At 64.7% G+C, this 17075-nt stretch carries 14 protein-coding genes; 8 read left to right on the plus strand and 6 right to left on the minus strand.

Features of this window, described 5'->3' with window-relative positions; all coding sequences use genetic code 11:
• The first annotated feature begins 27 nt into the window (after positions 1 to 27).
• The 4 genes from LFT46_RS18960 (at position 28) to LFT46_RS18975 (ending at position 3670) form a co-directional block, all read left to right on the plus strand.
• Complete coding sequence (locus LFT46_RS18960) at positions 28 to 942, plus strand: LysR substrate-binding domain-containing protein (RefSeq protein ID WP_236820682.1); 915 nt, start codon at positions 28 to 30, stop codon at positions 940 to 942.
• Positions 943 to 1112: 170 nt separating this feature from the next.
• Positions 1113 to 1538, plus strand: coding sequence for an aspartate 1-decarboxylase (panD, locus tag LFT46_RS18965; RefSeq protein WP_200830651.1), 426 nt, complete (start codon positions 1113 to 1115; stop codon positions 1536 to 1538).
• Between the two features lie 53 nt (positions 1539 to 1591).
• A complete protein-coding gene (locus tag LFT46_RS18970) occupies positions 1592 to 2518 on the plus strand; it encodes an AEC family transporter (RefSeq protein WP_236799984.1) in 927 nt (308 codons plus the stop codon).
• An 18-nt stretch (positions 2519 to 2536) separates the two neighbouring features.
• Positions 2537 to 3670 (plus strand): FAD-dependent oxidoreductase, encoded by a 1134-nt coding sequence (locus tag LFT46_RS18975; protein WP_236820683.1) that lies wholly within the window; start codon positions 2537 to 2539, stop codon positions 3668 to 3670.
• Here the strand turns inward: LFT46_RS18975 and LFT46_RS18980 are convergent.
• Complete coding sequence (locus LFT46_RS18980; RefSeq protein WP_236799988.1) at positions 3667 to 5199, minus strand: MFS transporter; 1533 nt, start codon at positions 5197 to 5199, stop codon at positions 3667 to 3669. The two genes, LFT46_RS18975 and LFT46_RS18980, sit on opposite strands and share 4 nt — an antisense overlap.
• 1 nt (position 5200) lies before the next feature.
• A complete protein-coding gene (locus LFT46_RS18985; protein WP_236820684.1) occupies positions 5201 to 6190 on the minus strand; it encodes an LLM class flavin-dependent oxidoreductase in 990 nt (329 codons plus the stop codon).
• Between the two features lie 139 nt (positions 6191 to 6329).
• Here LFT46_RS18985 and LFT46_RS18990 point away from each other — a divergent pair, with 139 nt between their 5' ends.
• Both LFT46_RS18990 and LFT46_RS18995 read left to right on the plus strand, forming a co-directional pair.
• Complete coding sequence (locus tag LFT46_RS18990; protein ID WP_236820685.1) at positions 6330 to 7202, plus strand: aldo/keto reductase; 873 nt, start codon at positions 6330 to 6332, stop codon at positions 7200 to 7202.
• A gap of 46 nt (positions 7203 to 7248) precedes the next feature.
• Complete coding sequence (locus LFT46_RS18995) at positions 7249 to 7947, plus strand: type 1 glutamine amidotransferase domain-containing protein (RefSeq protein WP_236820686.1); 699 nt, start codon at positions 7249 to 7251, stop codon at positions 7945 to 7947.
• A 102-nt stretch (positions 7948 to 8049) separates the two neighbouring features.
• Here the strand turns inward: LFT46_RS18995 and LFT46_RS19000 are convergent, their stop codons facing one another.
• From LFT46_RS19000 to LFT46_RS19015, 4 genes are all read right to left on the minus strand, one after another.
• Positions 8050 to 10389, minus strand: coding sequence for a chromosome segregation ATPase (locus tag LFT46_RS19000; protein ID WP_236820687.1), 2340 nt, complete (start codon positions 10387 to 10389; stop codon positions 8050 to 8052).
• Between the two features lie 211 nt (positions 10390 to 10600).
• The gene (locus LFT46_RS19005) at positions 10601 to 11491 is read right to left on the minus strand and encodes a carbohydrate ABC transporter permease (RefSeq protein WP_236820688.1); all 891 of its coding nucleotides are present in this window, start codon (positions 11489 to 11491) and stop codon (positions 10601 to 10603) included.
• Between the two features lie 2 nt (positions 11492 to 11493).
• Positions 11494 to 12417, minus strand: coding sequence for a carbohydrate ABC transporter permease (locus LFT46_RS19010; RefSeq protein WP_236820689.1), 924 nt, complete (start codon positions 12415 to 12417; stop codon positions 11494 to 11496).
• A 12-nt stretch (positions 12418 to 12429) separates the two neighbouring features.
• Positions 12430 to 13716: an extracellular solute-binding protein gene (locus LFT46_RS19015; RefSeq protein WP_236820690.1), complete on the minus strand. Its 1287-nt coding sequence runs from the start codon at positions 13714 to 13716 to the stop codon at positions 12430 to 12432.
• Between the two features lie 229 nt (positions 13717 to 13945).
• Between LFT46_RS19015 and LFT46_RS19020 the strand changes: the two genes are divergently transcribed.
• The gene (locus LFT46_RS19020) at positions 13946 to 15001 is read left to right on the plus strand and encodes a LacI family DNA-binding transcriptional regulator (RefSeq protein WP_236820691.1); all 1056 of its coding nucleotides are present in this window, start codon (positions 13946 to 13948) and stop codon (positions 14999 to 15001) included.
• Positions 15002 to 15138: 137 nt separating this feature from the next.
• The gene (locus LFT46_RS19025; RefSeq protein ID WP_236822083.1) at positions 15139 to 16989 is read left to right on the plus strand and encodes a glycoside hydrolase family 2 protein; all 1851 of its coding nucleotides are present in this window, start codon (positions 15139 to 15141) and stop codon (positions 16987 to 16989) included.
• The last annotated feature ends 86 nt before the right edge of the window (positions 16990 to 17075 follow it).

Here is a 17075-nt window from a genome sequence, read left to right on the forward strand (position 1 = left end):
TTCGTTAGTTTCAGTTAGGAATTTGCCATGCTCGACGTCCGCAGGCTCCGGCTGCTCCGCGAATTAAGCATCCGCGGGACCCTCGCGGAGGTAGCGGAGGCCTTACAGTACAGCCCGTCGTCGGTGTCGCAGCAGCTGGCCCTGTTGGAGAAGGAAGTGGGCGTGGAGCTGCTCCGGAAAACAGGGCGGCGGGTGCAGCTGACGCCCCAGGCCGAAGTGCTGGTGGCGCACACCGCCCAGCTGCTGGAAACCATGGAACAGGCGGAGGCGGACCTGGCTGCCTCCCTCACCACGGTTACGGGAACGGTGCGGATCGCTGTTTTCCAGTCCGCGGCGCTCGCCCTGATGCCGGACACCCTGACCCGGATGGCTGCCACATACCCCGAAGTCCGGATCGAAATGATCCAGCGCGAACCGGAAACGGCGCTGCACGAAACATGGGCACGTGACTTCGACCTGGTAATCGCCGAACAGTACCCCGGTCATGCCGCACCGCGGTACCCCGAGCTGGACCGGGTAAAGCTGACCACCGACGCCATCCGGCTGGCCGTTCCCCCGGCGTCCGACGGCGGATCCGCCATCCGCTCGCTGGCGGACACGGCAGAGCTTGCCTGGGTCATGGAACCGCGGGGTGCCGCATCGCGCCATTGGGCGGAACAGGCCTGCCGCAGCGCCGGTTTCGAACCGGACGTCCGGTTCGAAACCGCCGACCTGCAGGCCCAGGCCCGCCTCATCGAGTCCGGCAACGCGGTGGCCCTGATGCCGGACCTGGTGTGGACCGGGCGCGGCACCACCGCCCAGCTGCTGGAGCTTCCCGGCAAGCCGCACCGCACCATCTTCACCTCGGTCCGCCGCTCCAGCGCCCAACGTCCAGCGATCCTCGCCGCCCGGGAAACCCTTGCTGCGGCCGCCGCCGCCGTGGCAACGGACGGCGCCGGCTGACCGGCAGCCGTCGTATGTGTCCTTAGCCGCGCATTCAAAGAGCTTGGGTTTGCGCAGGCGCGTCCCCTGCGCAACGAAATCGCGCCTCGCTGCGCAGCCACGTCATCTGGGGGCTCTGTGTTTCGTACGTCACTGCGGGCATGGAACCGCAGGTCTAGACTGGATCCGTTATGAATCGAACAATGTTCAAGTCCAAAATCCACCGGGCCACCGTCACGCATGCCGACCTGCACTATGTAGGCTCGGTCACCGTTGACCTCGACCTGCTGGAGGCCGCCGACATCCTTCCCGGCGAGCTGGTGTCCATCGTGGACGTCACCAACGGCGCGCGGCTTGAAACCTACACCATCGCCGGCGAACGTGGCTCCGGCGTGATCGGCATCAACGGTGCAGCGGCGCACCTGATGCACGAGAACGACATCATAATTTTGATTACGTACGCTCAGATGACCACCGAAGAAGCCAAGTCCTTCGAGCCACGCGTGGTCCACGTGGACGAAAACAACCGGGTGATCCAGCTGGGCAACGATCCCGCCGAGGGCCTTACCCCCGGCGTCGTGCGCCCGCCGTTCGCGCTCAACAACGCCACCGTGTGATCCCGGAGCGTGAACTCCGGTAGACCCTTCTTCCATGCCCCGCGAGGCATCCTTTGCTAGGGGTGCTGGCCGGCTTCTTCGTTGTCTGGTGCATCATCCTGGTGGGCTGGTTCGTGGGCCGGCAAAGGATCCTCGGCGACAACGCCCGGCCCGTCCTCAGTGGCCTGACCTTCTTCGTTGCCAGCCCGGCACTGCTCTTCGAAACCCTCAGCAAGGCCCGCCTGCAGGAAGTCTTCGCCGAACCTCTGCTCGTCACCGCGGTGGCAGCCATTGTCACGGCAGCCATCTTCTTCGCCATCACCAGGTTCTGGCTGAAGCGGGCGCTTCCCGAATCACTGATGTCGGCCATGTCCGCTTCCCTGGCGAACTCCGCGAACCTAGGTATTCCTATTGCGGTATATGTCCTGGGCGACGCCAGCTACGTGGCGCCGCTGCTGATCTTCCAGCTGGCCTTCTTCACCCCGATGTTCCTGATGATCCTGGACTCGAGCACCAGCACGCACCGCACCACCGTCCTGGGCTTTTTCCTGATGATCCTGCGCAACCCCATGATCGTGGGTTCCGGCCTGGGGCTGCTGGTGGCCGGCACGGGCTTCCAGGTCCCGGAACTGGTCATGGAGCCCATCCACCTGATCGGCGGCGCGGCTATTCCTGCCATGCTGATCGCGTTCGGCATGAGCCTGAACGGCACCCGGCCGCTGCAGGCCTCCGCCGGCCGGCGCCTGGACACCCTGTTGGCCAGCGCCTTCAAGCTCGGCATCCAGCCGGCCCTTGCCTACCTTTTCGCCCGCTTCGCGCTGGGAATGGACGGGCATGCCCTGTTCGCCGTGGTGGTTACCTCGGCCCTGCCCACGGCCCAGAACGTGTTCGTTGCGGCCAGCCGGTACCAGACGGGACTCACCGTCGCGAAAGATACCGTGCTGATCACCACCGTGGTGGCGGTGCCGGCGATGATCGGCGTGGCGCTGTTGTTGGCGTAACCGTAGCTTGGAGGGCTGATGAATTCTGTGTTGGACACTGTGGTGATCGGCGGCGGGGCCATGGGTTCCGCGGCTGCCTGGGCGTTGTCGCGCCGGGGCCGGCAGGTGACGCTGGTGGAGCAGTTCGGCCCCGGCCACAAAGTCGGTGCGTCCCACGGCGCCACCCGGAACCTGAACCCGGGCTACCACCAGCCGGACTATGTGGCCATGCTGGCCGAGGCGCTGGCGCTGTGGGAGGAACTGGAACAGGAAAGCGGCGAGCAGCTGCTGGCGCGCACCGGCGTCGTCACCCACGGACCGGGCTTTGACCCGAACGAAATTTCCGCAGCCCTCACTGCTGCAGGCATCCGCGCCGAGTTCCTGCAGCCGGCCGAGGCCGGCGAACGGTGGCGCGGCATCCGGTTCGACCGGCAGGTCCTGCACATGCCCGACGGCGGCCAGCTCAATCCGGAAGCCGCACTTCCCGCCTTCCAGCGGCTGGCCGCTGCCCGGGGCGCCGAGATCCGGCACCACACCAGGGTGGCGGACTTCCAGGTGTTCGACGACGGCGTGCGGCTGACGCTGGAATCTACTGCGGGCACGGAGGTGGTCACCGCAGCCCAGGCCGTGGTGACGGCGGGCGGCTGGACGGAGAAGCTGCTGGGCAAGGTTGCGGGCGGCGGCAACCCAGCCATCCGGATCCCGAAGCTGAGGGTGACCCAGGAGCAGCCGGCGCACTTCCGGGTGGCGGACGCCGGCGCGGTGTGGCCGGGCTTCAACCACTACCCCGGCCCGGACTACCAGGGCTGGTACTCGCCCATCTACGGGATGCAGACCCCGGGCGAAGGCATCAAGGCGGGCTGGCACGGGGTGGGCCGGGAAGTGGATCCGGATCACCGCGATTTCCTGCCCGAGCCTACCCAGCTCGCCGCACTGCAGGAGTACGCCCGGCAGTGGCTGCCCGGCGTGGACGCCGATTCGTTCGAGACGATCAGCTGCACGTACACCACCACTCCGGACGAGGACTTCATCCTGGACCGCGTGGGACCGGTGGTGATCGGGGCTGGTTTCTCCGGCCACGGCTTCAAGTTCACGCCCGTGATCGGGCGGATCCTGGCCGACCTTGCCACCGGGACCCGCCCCGCGCCCGAAATTTTCCGGGCGTCCCGCTAGCTGCTGCGGCCCTTTACTCGGGTGGGAACAGCGGGGCTGGGAACAGCGTTGCCAGCGGGCTCCGTGGCTGCCGGGCCTTCGCCTGCCGCGGCCCCATCCCCGGCCTGCTCCACGCTGTCAGCCTTCACAGCCGGCATAAACAGCACTGCGGCAACGGTCAGCAGCCCGGCCACCAGCGCGGCAAGGAAGACGGCCCCGGACGCGGAAATAACCGTGGCGGGATCGGCCTCGCCACCACTGCTGCCGTCATAGATGGAGTTGGCCACGGCACCAAACACCGCCACGCCCAGGGCGCTGCCGATGGACCGGGCAAACATGTTGGTGCTGGTCACCACGCCGCGTTCATGCCAGGGCACGCTGGACTGGGCCGAGATCAGGGTGGGGGTGGCCAGCAGGCCCAGGCCGAGGCCGACGACGAAGCAGCTGACCGCGATCAGCGCCACGTTGGGTGAGGAGGCGGTGAGCGACAGGATCAGCAGGCCCACCACCGAGACGGCGATGCCGATCAGCGCCGTGGATTTGAAGCCGATCCGCAGGTAAAACTTGCCGGCCTGTGAGGCGCTAAGCGGCCAGCCGAGGGTCAGGGCGGCGAGCGCCAGGCCGGCCACCAGTGGCGAGGAGGACAGGGCGCCTTCCAGGAAGGTGGGCACGTAGGAGGTCAGGCCGATCATCACCGCGCCGACGCCGAAGGAGACCAGCGCGGTGGTGGCCAGCAGCCGGCGGGACACCACCCAGGCCGGCAGGATGGGCTCCGCCGCCCGGCGTTCCACCAGGAGGAATGCGACCAGCAGGACTGCGCCCACCACGAACACGCCGATGCTGATGGGAGAATCCCAGGCCCACGCCTGGCCGCCCTGGAGGGCGCCGAGGATGAGCAGCCCGAGCGAGCCGGCCAACAGCACGGCGCCGGCGTAATCCACCTTGTGGGTGGCGCGTTCCACGTCCTCATGGAGCGTGCGGACCAGCATCCATCCGGCCAGCAGGCAGAGCGGCACGTTGACCAGGAAGATACCGCGCCAGATGCCCAGTGCGGAGAAGACGCCGCCCAGGCTGGGGCCCACCACAGAGGAAACGGCCCAGACGCTGGCCAGGTAGCCCTGGACCTTCGCGCGCTCCTGCAGGGTGTAGATGTCGCCGGCAATGGTGACGGCCACGGGCAACACCGCACCGGCGCCGAGTCCCTGCAGCGCCCGGAAGGCAATCAGGGAGGGCATGCTCCAAGCCACGCCGCACAGCACGGAACCGAGCAGGAACAGGCCGATGCCCGTGAGGATGATGGGCTTGCGGCCCGCCATGTCGGAAAGCTTGCCGTAGATCGGCACGGACACCGCCTGCGCCAGCAGGTAGGCGGAGAACAGCCAGGGGAAGGACGAGAAGCCGCCCACGTCGCGGACGATCGATGGCACCGCGGTGGCCACGATGGTGGAATCGATGGCCACGAGTCCCGTGGACAGCATCAGGGCAATGAGGATAGGCCCGCGATCGGACCGGAACCCTACGCCGTCTTTAGCGTTCGCCGCGCCGGCCATGTTAGACCGCCACCAGCCCTGCGGCCTGGGCAAGCAGCTCCACGGACCGCAGGCGGTCCTGGGTTCCGGGGCTTTGGTGCGCCACGATGAGCTCGTCCGCGTCGGCGTGCTTCCCGAAGCTGTCCAGGTAATCGATCACGACGTCGGGCGTCCCCACTGCGGAGTAGGTCATCATTTGTGCCATGTGCCGGCCCTGCGGCGAGTCCAGGATCATGTCCGCTTCGTCGTCGGTGAATTCCCGGCCGCCGCCAAAGAACAGGGAGACGCGGGCGCGCTTGATGGCCTGGAACATCGCCTGCGCTTCGGAAGCGGAGTCGGCGGCGATGACGTTGACGCCGGCAATGACGTGCGGGGCGTCCAACTGGGCTGACGGCTTGAACTCGCGGCGGTAGATGGCCACCGCTTCCTGCAGGGCGGCCGGGGCAAAGTGCGAGGCGAAGGCGTAGGGCAGGCCCAGCTGCGCGGCCAGGCGGGCGCCGAACAGGGACGAGCCCAGGATGTACAGCGGAACATTGGTTCCCTTGCCGGGGGTAGCCTCGACGCCCTGGATGCGGGTGGGACCGGTCAGGTAGCCCTGCAGTTCAAGGACGTCCTGCGGGAAGCTGTCCGCGGACATCGGGTCGCGGCGCAGCGCGCGCATGGTGTTCTGGTCGCTGCCCGGCGCGCGGCCCAGGCCCAGGTCGATGCGGCCCGGGTGCAGGGTTTCCAGGGTGCCGAACTGTTCTGCAATGGTCAGCGGGGAATGGTTGGGCAGCATGACGCCGCCGGCACCCAGCCGGATGCTTTCAGTGTGCGCGGCCACGTGCGCGATCAGCACGCTGGTGGCGGAGGAAGCGATGGAGGACATGTTGTGGTGCTCGGCGTACCACACGCGCCGGTAGCCCAGCTTCTCCGCGCTTTGCGCCATGGCCACGCTGCCCGCGAAGCTCTCCGCCGCCGTCTGGCCTTTGCCGATGGTTGCCAGGTCAAGGATGGAAAGGGGAAGAGTCACGTCAGTTGCGGCCTTTCAGGAACGTTTCGTAAGAAGCACCGGCCGGATTGCGGCGGGCACTTGATACATAACCACGCCGGAGCCCGGCTTATTTCGTCTTCTCCGGAATACTCAGCACCCTTACGATGTTGCCGCCCCTATGAGCCATGATTCAACGAACCAGCTGGAACTGTCCGCAACGATCGATCTCAAGGACCTGGGAACCGTGCACAGGCTCGGTTTTGGTGCCATGCGCATCGTGGGTGACGGTGTCTGGGGTGAGCCCGCAGACCGCAAGGCCGCCATCGCCGTGGTGCGCCGCGCCGTCGAACTCGGCGTGGACTTCATCGACACCGCTGACTCCTATGGCCCCAACATCAGCGAGGAAATCATCGCCGAGGCCCTGCACCCGTACAAGGAGGGGCTGAAGATCGCCACCAAGGTGGGGTTCACCCGCACCGGGCCCAACAAGTGGATTCCCGTTGGCCGGCCCGAATACCTGCGCCAGCAGACCGAGCTGAGCCTGCGCAAGCTGAAGGTGGACACCCTGGACCTGCTGCAGCTGCACCGGATCGATCCCAAGGTGGACGCCGAGGAGCAGTTCGGCGTGCTGCGCGAGCTCCAGGACGAAGGCAAGGTCCGCGCCCTGGGCCTGTCCCAGGTGAGCGTTGAGGAGCTGGAAGCTGCAAGCAGGCATTTCACGGTCTCCACCGTCCAGAACCGCTACAACCTGACGGACCGCAGCTCCGAGGACGTGCTGCGCTACTCCGAGGAGAACGGAATCGGCTTCATCCCGTGGGCTCCGATTTCCGCCGGCGAGCTCGCGCAGCCGGGTGGCCCGCTGGATGAGGCCGCCAAGCGGCTGGGCGCCACCACCTCCCAAGTGGCACTCGCCTGGCTGCTGCGCCGCTCCCCCGTAATGATGCCCATCCCCGGCACCGGCTCCGTGGAGCACCTCGAGGAGAATATGGCCGCCGCCGGCATCACGCTCGACGACGACACGTACGCTGAGCTTGAAGCAGCCGGCAAGTAGCAAGCGGCTTCCAGCCACTCACGTCAGCTAAGACAGGAGAAACACCATGGCAAACATTTTGATGGTCGTATCGGCCGCAGATTCCCTCACCATGAAGGACGGCAGTGAACACCCCACCGGCTACTGGGCGGAGGAACTGGTGGTGTCCCACCAGACCCTGACCGAGGCCGGCAACACGGTCCACATCGCCACCCCCGGCGGCCGGAAGCCCACCGTGGACCAGGTAAGCCTGGCCCCTGAGTCGGCCGGCGGCGAGGAACGGGCGCAGAGGTTCAAGGACTACCTGGCCCGGATCGACGGCGAGCTGGCGCACCCGCTGGTCCTTGCCGACGTCGACATTGACTCCTACGACGCCGTGGTGATGCCCGGCGGGCACGGCCCCATGGCGGACCTCTACAAGGATGCCGACCTGGGCCGCATCCTGGTGGCAGCAGACCGAAGCGGCAAGATCATCGCACCGTTCTGCCACGGTCCCGCCGGGCTGCTGAGCGCAACGGACGACGACGGCGGGTTCACTTTCAAGGGACGGCGCCTCACGGTCTTCACCAACGAGGAAGAACTTGGCGGGGGCACGGGCGAAAACACCCCGTGGCTGGTGGAGGACGCCCTCAAGGAGAAGGGCGCCGTCATCGAAAACGGCGCCGCCTGGTCCTCCAATGTGGTCCGGGACGGCAACCTCATCACCGGGCAGAACCCGCAGTCCAGCGAGGACGTGGCCAAGGAAGTCCTCAAGGCGCTGAGCTAGCCGGCTCTGCTTTTTACGCAGTAACAGAGGGGACCAGTTCGTAAAGAACTGGTCCCCTCCTTGCGGCGCACGCCATTGGACGCCGGTCTTCATGCCTCGTGGTCAGGCGGCGCAGCCCCCGTTCGCGATGGTTCCGTCGATGGCCTTGATCTGGTCCTGGACATCCGCCCACGCGGCTTGCAGGCCGAGCACGACCAGCTTCTGCGTCTTGATCGCCTCCTGGTTCTGCTTCTTCTGGGCCTGCAAATCTGCGAGTTTCTTCTGAGCGGCAACAATCTGGGGATCCAGGCTTGTTAGCTGTGCCTGCAGTTCTGCCAGTTTTGCCTCCGTGGCGGTGATCTCTCCATTCAGGCTGTCAAGCTCCGCCAGCAGCGGCGCCACCCGTCTCTGCAGGTCAAGGACGTTGGCTTCGGCGGCGGTGATCTGGTCATTGAGGTCCGTAATCCGGGCCACCAGGTCGTCGCCCAACTTGTTGAGTGAATCGATCTCGGCTGTCTTTTTAGTAACGGCAGTATTCGCGGTATCAAGGGTGGCCTGCAGTGCCGGGAGCTGGCCCTGAAGCGTCGAAATCTCGGCAGTCTTTTCGTCCACTGCCTTGTTGGCTGCCGCCAGCGCGTCATTTGCCTCAGTCAAAATGGCATTCTTCGCCTCGAGGACCACCTTCTGGTCAGAGATGGCCTGCTGGGCCTGCTCAACATTCCCCTCGAGGGCGGGCAAGGCGTCTTCGAGGTCCGTCACCACCTGCTGCTGTGCCGTCACCGCGGCTGCTGCGTCCTTCGCCGCCTGCTCCAGCGTCGGGAGCTGCCCCTGTAGGGTGGCGAGCTCGGCCTGCTTGCCGGCAACAGCTGCGTTGGCCTCGTTCACGGCATCCTGCAGCGCGGGCACCTCTGCTTTGAGGGTGGCAATGTCGTTCTGTTTTGCAGTAACCGCTGCGTTGGCCGCATTGAGGGCTGCCTGCAGTGGGGCTGCCTGCTGCTGCAAGGTGCTGCTCTCTTGCTGCTTGGCCACAAGCTGTGCATTCAGCGAATCGACCTGCTTCTGGAGGGTGGCCAGGTCGCCTTGAAGCCCGGAGATCTGCGTGTTCTTGTCGGTGATCTGGTTGTTCACTGCCGTCAGTTGGGCTTGGAGGGCGTCGCGCTGGGCGATCAGTTCCTTCTTGCCACCGCCGTTGCCGTTGTTGTTGATCGCGTCGATCTGCTTATTAAGGTCGGCGATCTGCGCCTCCAGGGTGGCTTTCTGCGCCTGAAGCGCTGCCAGGTCCTTCTTGGCCTGGTCCAGCGCGGCCTGCTTCGTGGCGATCTGGCTGTTCGCCGTCGAGATCTGGGTCTGGAGGTTGGCGATGTCAGTGTTCACGGCAGAGATCTTGGCGTTGTTGTCGCTGACCGCCTTTGCAGCGGCCGCCGCGTTGGTTTGAAGGGTCCGCAGGTCCGACTGGGCTGCGGTGATCTCTGCGGTCTTGGCATCGAGTGCCGCCTTGGCAGCGGTGGCCGCGGACTGCAGGGCCGTAAGCTCCGTCTGGGCCGTGGCGATCTGATCCTTCTTGCTGCTGACAGCGGCGTCTGCGGCGGCAGCCGTTTCCTGCAGCTTGGCCAGCGCGGCCTTGGCGTCATCCACCAATTGTTGCTGTGCCTGCAGCTCTGCGGCCGCGGTGTTCCCGGCAGTCACCAGTGCGTTCAGCTGGGTTTCGGCCCCAGCTACCGCTGTCTCCGCAGCCTTCACATCGGCATCCGCTTGCGCTGCCTTGGCGGTCAGTGCCTCGAGGTCCGACTGTGCCTGCTTGATCTGGGCCTCTTTGGCAGCGACGTCTGAAGCCGCCTGGTCCGCAGCCTGCTGCAGAGCGCCAAGCTCCGTCCGGGCTGCCGCGATGGCCGCGCTGTTGGCCGCCAGTTCCTTGCCCAGCTTGTCTGCCTGGTCCTGAAGGGAGGCGGAAGCAGCCTGGGCCGCCACCAGTTCATCCTGCAGCGGCGCCAGCTGGCTTTCCATGCTTGCCTGCTGGCTTTGAAGGTCGGTGAGGGCTGCGTTCCCGGCAGCGATCTGGGCGGTCAGGCTTGCTTGTTCGGACTTCAGCTCGTCCAGTATTCCCTGCGCTGCTGCTTCCTGGCTGCCCAGCTGCGTCTCCTGGGCGGAAAGGTCTGCCAGTGCCTTCTCCGCGTCAGCCTTCTGGGCAGCCAGTGCATCTGCCTTGGACTGGAGCGTGGCCTTCTCCACCTGCAGCGCAGCAATGACGTCGGCATTCTTCTTGGCGGCCGCCTTCAGCAGATTCTCCTGCACGGCACCTCGGTGTGCCAGCTGGTTCACCACACCGCTGCAGATACCGGTGGTGGACGTCGTAGCGGCGGTCGCCGGCTGAATCAGCACCATGCTGGTGGCAAGCAGTCCGGGCAGGACCACGGCCGCAGCCAAACGGCGGGCACGAACAGAGGGGGACGGGGAAGTAGGCATGCGAGCTCCTGATAAGACCATTGTGGCGGCCCACTCTGGCCGCCTCATGGGTCAACCGTAAATTCCGGTGCAGGGGTAGAACACGCGTAATCACCACTTGTCTTTTTCCCCCAAGTACTCGCTTTCTGCTGAATATGTGAAAGGCCCCACCTGCCGCACGGGACAGATAGGGCCTTTCAGGCGGGACAGCCAGGAGTATTGCTCGAGCCGGTTACTGCCCGCCGAGGCCGGAAGTGGCGAAGCCTTTCACGATGTGCCGCTGGAAGAGCATGAACATCACCAACAAAGGCAGCGCAGCCAGGATCGCGCTCGCCATTGTCTGCGCGTACTGGACCCCGTAGGCATTCTTGATGGTCGCCAACCCCACGGGGAGGGTCAGCAGGTCCGGATTGTTGGTCACAATGAAGGGCCACAGGAAGTTATTCCAGGCACCGATGAACACGAAAATGGATACGGCAACCAGGATGGGCCGGGACAGTGGCATCACAATGGTCAGGAATACCCGCAGCCCGCCGGCACCGTCGATCCTGGCAGCCTCTTCCAGCTCCTTCGGAATCGTGTCGAAGAAGTTTTTGAGGATGAAGACCATCATGGGAGCAACAACTTGCGGCAGGACGATGCCCGCCCACGTGTCCGTCAGCAGCATGGCGTTCATTTGCTGGTACAGCGGCACGATCAGGATTTGCCCCGGAACCATGATTGCGGCCACGGTCAGGGCGAACAGCCACTTCCGTCCGCGGAATTCTGTCCGGGAGAAGCCGTAGGCTGCCAGCGCCGAGATTCCGACCGTCAGGACGGTGACGGCAACGGAGATGACCAGGCTGTTGAACATCCACAGGGGCACGTCGCCCTGCCGCAGCACCTGGAGGTAGGCGTCAAAATTCCATCCGCCTGCGGGCGCTTTGAAGGGTGAACCTGCGGCGTCGGCCTCTGTCTTCAGCGACGTGGTGATGCCCCAGAGGATGGGCAGCAGCCAGATCAATGCCAGGACCGCCAACGCAATGAGCCCGCCAACCTTCAGGACTCCGGTTTTTCCGGCCCGGGAGGCACCAGTTCCCGTTGTAGGACCTGGGACCCGCAGGGTTTCAGTTTTCGTTGACATGATCAGGAGGCCTTCCTGTTCATCACGCGCAGTTGGAGCACTGCGATGACGACGATGAGAGCAAAGAAGAGGTACGAGATTGCGGAGGCATAACCCAGCCGGTATCCGCTGAAGCCGGTGTCATAGATGTACTCCAGCACGGACCGGGTGCTGCCACGGGGGCCACCGTTCGTCAGCAGGTAGATCTGTTCGAACACCTTGAGTGAGGCAAGGATCTGGAGCATGACGATCATGACGGTGGTTCGATTGACCATGGGGATGGTGATGGATACCAGCCGGCGCCATGGACCGGCGCCATCCAGCTGGGCCGCTTCATAGAGATGGTCGGGGATGTTCTGAAGGGCTGACAGGTACAGCAGGAAGTTGAACCCGACGGTCCACCAGATAGTCACCAGGACCACCGAGAACATCGCCACGCCTTCGGTGTCGAGGAAACCGACCTGTTTGATGCCCCACGCGCTCAAGGTGGCATTGATGAGGCCGAAGCCGGGCTGGAACATCCACTGCCACAGGGCCGCCACTACCGAAACAGGCAGCAGATAGGGCGCGAAGAAACTCAGGCGCCACAGCCACTGGCCCGGCAGGCCTACGTATACAAGATGCGCCATCACAAACGACAACACAACCAAGGGCGCCGCGGTGAGGAGGGTGAACACTGCCGTGTTGCCCAGGGACTGCCACACCGCCTTGTCCCCGAACGCTTCCAGGTAGTTGCCGAACCCGGCGAATCCACCCCCGGCCCCGGTGAGGCTCTGGTTGGTCAGGCTCATCCACAGTCCGGAGATAATCGGCCACAGAAGGAACAGCGTGAAAGCCGCCAGGAAGGGCGCCACGTACCAGAAGCCGCTGGCCTGTTTCGGTTTTGCTGCCGGCCGGCGGCCTTCCAGGGCGGCGGCCGGCTTAGTTTCAGATAGCTCTCTCAGCATGTTTTCACCAGGTCATGTCGGGTTGGGAGTGGAAAGCATCGTCTGGAGGTAATCCACTATCGAATCCACTGCGTCTTTCGCGGGCACAGTGCCTTGAAGGGCGGCCGAAAGGATTTGGGAGAGCTGGTTCTGGAAATCAGTTCCGGCTCCCGCGAACCAGACGGCGGGGTCAAAGGCGGGCGTCTCAATCGCCGCCGCGTAGTCCACTTGCGGAACCAGCGCGCGGTATTCCTGGGTGGCCCTGATGGGGGCATAGGCCGGGATGTGGCCCGCCTGCGCCCAAGTAAGGCCGTTCTTGAGGATGCCGGCAACAAACTTGTGCGCGGCCTCGAAACCCGCGTCATCCTGCACCTGGCGCGGCAGCACCCACACGTGGGAATCGGTGTAGCTTGCAGGCTGGCCGAAGAGGGTCGGCATGGGCATCGCCCCAAGATTGGGCACCGCCTCGGCAAACGCCGGCAATTCCCATTCGCCGGAAAAGATCATGCCCGTGGTTCCGGTGGTGAAGTCGGCGATGGCACCGTGGTATGTCTGGTTGTTCGCTGCCTTCTTACCGTCCAGGAGTTCGATAAGAAACGAAAGCACTTCTGTCGCCTTGGGCTTGTCGAGTTCCGCCGGCTCACCCGGGGTCAGCCGGTAGGAGGCACCTGTCTGGTTGTAGAAACCCCAGAACAAGCGCCAGGACTGTGCCGAGTCCAGGACGTGGCCGAAGGACAGCCCCTGCTTTCCGGTGGCTTCGGCCATTCTGGCCGCCGCGTCCATGAATGCCTGGGGCGAGGCCATGTCCTTGAGCTTTCCCGTGGCGTCGCTTATCCCGGCTTTCGCTGCCAGATCTTTGTTGTAAAGCAGGATGAAGGGGTGGGTATCCATGGGGACCGCGAAGAGTTTCCCATTGTGGATGCAGCGCTCCCAAACGGCCGGGGCGAAATCCTCCTGCACCACACCATGCCGGGCAAGGAGATCCATGTCGTACGGCTGCAGGAGCCGTTCGGGTGCGAAGCCGGCAAGCCGGGACAGGTGCATGATTGCTGTATCCGGCGCCTTGCCGCTGGAAGCCGCCATGGCAAGTTTCGTGTAATAGGGAGAACCCCAAGCCAAGGTAACCGGCCGCACGTTCAGCTGCTGGGCTGCACTGACCTTGCTGATCATGCCGCGCATTTTGACGCCGTCCGCGCCGGAGAACAGATCCCATGACTGGATGGCTGTAGCGGACTGCGGGCTCGCGCAGGCACTCAGTCCTCCAGTTGCAAGCAGCCCTGTGGCAGCAGCTGCCGAGCGGAGGATTGAACGTCTGCTCATGCCTGTCCGGGGGCCAGCCGTTGGTTCCGGGGAGAGGTAACTCTCCCCGTGGGGCCGTGAGGGCCCGGGTTTTCTCGGTTCGTACATCGATGGTTCCTGCCCGACGCAACGCTTGTGAACTTACGTCTTTGATCAAGTTCTAACGTTAGAAACAATGGAGGGGTCGCTAGAGTTTGTCAAGGGTTGGCATGCCGTACCCGCTGAAACACTTACCGAAGGGGCCTAGACGTTGAATTCCGCAGGTAATCCACCCGCCCAGCCTCCCGTCCCGCGAACCAGGAGTGGCGAAGCCAGCGTCAAGGATGTGGCGCTGCTGGCCGGTGTCTCGTGGAAGACCGTGTCCAACGTTGTCAACAACAGGCCAAACGTCAGCGCGCGGACCCGGGAAAAGGTCCTGGCCGCCATTTCCGAACTCGGCTACCGCCCCAACCTTGCCGGCCGCCAATTGCGGCAGGGCACCTCCCACACTCTGGTCCTCGCCATCCCCGAAATTTCTTCGCCGTACTTCGGCAAGCTCGCGGAGGAACTCATCGCGGCGGCCAAACGCCGGGGCTACACAGTCCTGACCGAAGTCTTCGGAGAGGACCTGCAAACCGAGCGCACGGTACTGACGGGCTACCGGGACCGGCTGGTGGACGGCGTGATTTACAGCCCCCTGGGCATGGACCTGGAACTCTTCAGGACACGCACGGACACAACGCCCATGGTGCTGCTGGGCGAAAGGCTTACCGGCGCTGGCGTGCCCCACGTCAGCATCGACAACGACCGATCCGCCCGTGACCTGGTGCAGCATCTCGCCGCCCGGGGGCGCAGGCAGCTGGGCTTCATTGGTGGACGTCCAGACAGCGGCGAAGGCACCGCGTCCCTGCGGCTTGACGGATTCCGCCGGGGCCTGGAAGAACAAGGCCTTCCCTTCGAGCCGCGGCTGGTGCTCGACGTCGGGACCTACAGCCGGCAGGAAGGGGAACTGGCAGCCCTGCGGCTCCTTAATTCCGGTCTCGCCTGCGACGGCATTATCTGCGCCAGCGACGTCCTGGCAGTAGGGGCATTGCGCGCCTTCCGGCGCCGCGGCGTTGCCGTACCCGGGCAGATGGCAGTTGCCGGCTGGGACGATATTCCGGAGGCGGAATTCATGTCTCCATCACTGACCAGCATTGCCCCCGACATGGCTGCACTGGCGGAGGAAGCGTGCCGTCTGCTGCTGGCCGGCATCGGGGGCACGGATACGGGCCCGCAGGAGATTGTCATCAGCCACCAGCTCAAGGACCGCGAATCCACGTATTAGCCCGGGGCTACGCAACCGGGACCAAGCACCCCTGGGCTTCAACAAATTTCTAACGTTGAAAATTTGCTGATCCTGTTGTTCACTGGAGAGGAATCCACCGCCCCTCCCAAGAAGGACAGCTCTTGACGAACTCCGATGTGACTTCCGCCCAGCCCAAGCCGGAGCACCCCCGCCCACAGCTTTTCCGCCAGAACTGGATCAACCTCAACGGAACCTGGGGCTTCGAAATCGATGCATCCGACTCGGGACTGGAGCGGGGCCTGGTCACCCGCGAACTCCAGGGCGAAATTCTGGTGCCCTTCGCCCCGGAGTCCGCCTTGTCCGGCGTGGAGCACGTCGATTTCATGGAAGCTGTCTGGTACCGGCATACCGTAACCGTTCCGCAGGAGTGGGCAGGGCAGCGCATCCTGCTGCATTTTGGTGCGGTGGACCATGACGCCACAGTGTGGGTGAACGGCGTCGAAGTAGCGCGGCACCGCGGCGGCTTTACCCCCTTCAGCGCCGACCTCACCGGCGTTGCCGAAGCAGGCGCGGAAGCTCTGATCGTTGTCCGGGCCAGGGATTCCCGGCACGAAATGCAGGCGCGGGGCAAGCAGGCCACCTGGTACAACAACACCCACTGCCAGTACACCCGCACCACCGGTATCTGGCAGACCGTATGGATGGAGGCCGTTCCGGAGGTCCATATCAAGCGGCTCCGCATGACGCCCAACCTGGCAGAGTCCGCCATCACGCTGGAAGTGCCCGTCAGCCAGAACCGTGCCGGGCACAGCGTCAGTGCAGTACTCAGCGATAAAGCCGGCGTTACTGTGGAGTCGGCCACCAGGGCAGACCTGGATCTCACCCCGTCCCTGCGGCTGGAAATTCCGGCTGAATCCCTTCGCCCCTGGTCCATCGAGGATCCGTTCCTGTACGACCTCGAGGTGACCGTGCGCGATGCCGCCGGCACAGTCGTCGACCGGGTCGCCAGCTATGCCGCGGTCCGCTCCGTAGCACTGGACGGCAAGGTGGTCCGGATCAACGGCAAGGCTGTGTTCCAGCGGCTCATCCTGGACCAGGGGTACTGGCCGGAGTCGCTCATGACCTCGCCTAGCGAGGCGGCGCTGGTGGAAGACATCCAGCTGGCGATGAGCGCGGGCTTCAACGGCGCCCGCCTGCACGAGAAGGTCTTTGAGGAGCGTTTCCTTTACCACGCCGACCGGCTGGGCTACCTGGTATGGGGCGAGTTCGGCGACTGGGGGGTCTCCGGAGGCGGAACCGTGGGGCACAACCAAAAGCCCAGCGCGAGTTTCGTAGGGCAGTGGCTCGAAGTCCTGAAGCGCGACTTCAACCACCCCAGCATCATCGGCTGGTGCCCACTGAATGAGACGCACCAGATCATGCATGACAGGCCCACGGTGCTGGACGACGTGACGGAAGCCATGTTCTGGGCCACCAAACTGGCAGACCCCACCCGACCTGTCATCGACGCTTCGGGCTATTCCCACCGCATCCGCGAAACGGACATCTACGACTCCCACTCCTACGAACAGGACCCGGACCGCTTCCGAATCGAGCAGCAGGGCCTCTCCGAGGGCAAGCCCTTCATCAACCGCAGCCACGACGGCCAGGAGTACTCCGTCCCCTACGCGGGACAACCGTACTTTGTCTCCGAGTTCGGCGGGATCTGGTGGAACGAAGACGAGGCGCGGCGCGCTGCCCAGGAGGCCGGGCTCGGAACAGACGTTGCCACTTCCTGGGGCTACGGACAACGTGTAGGCAGTGAGGAAGAGTTCTACGAACGCTTCGACGGGCTCTGCAAAGCCCTGCTGGAGAACCCCGACATGTTCGGCTACTGCTACACGCAGTTGACCGATGTGTTCCAGGAGAAGAACGGCGTCTTCAACTTCGACCGCAGCACGAAGTTCGATGTTGACCGGCTCCGCGCCAGCCAGGCCCGGACGGCAGCCATCGAGGCCATGGAGGAAAGGGACGCACCCGGAATGTGACCGCCGCGGTCCTCCGGTTAACTGCGATTACTCCCTGTATCCCAGGGTTTCGAGGGCCTTTGATTCCCCCTCCGGGGCTGCCGGAT

It is taken from the genome of Arthrobacter sp. FW306-07-I (assembly GCF_021800405.1).
Taxonomy (GTDB): Bacteria; Actinomycetota; Actinomycetes; order Actinomycetales; family Micrococcaceae; genus Arthrobacter.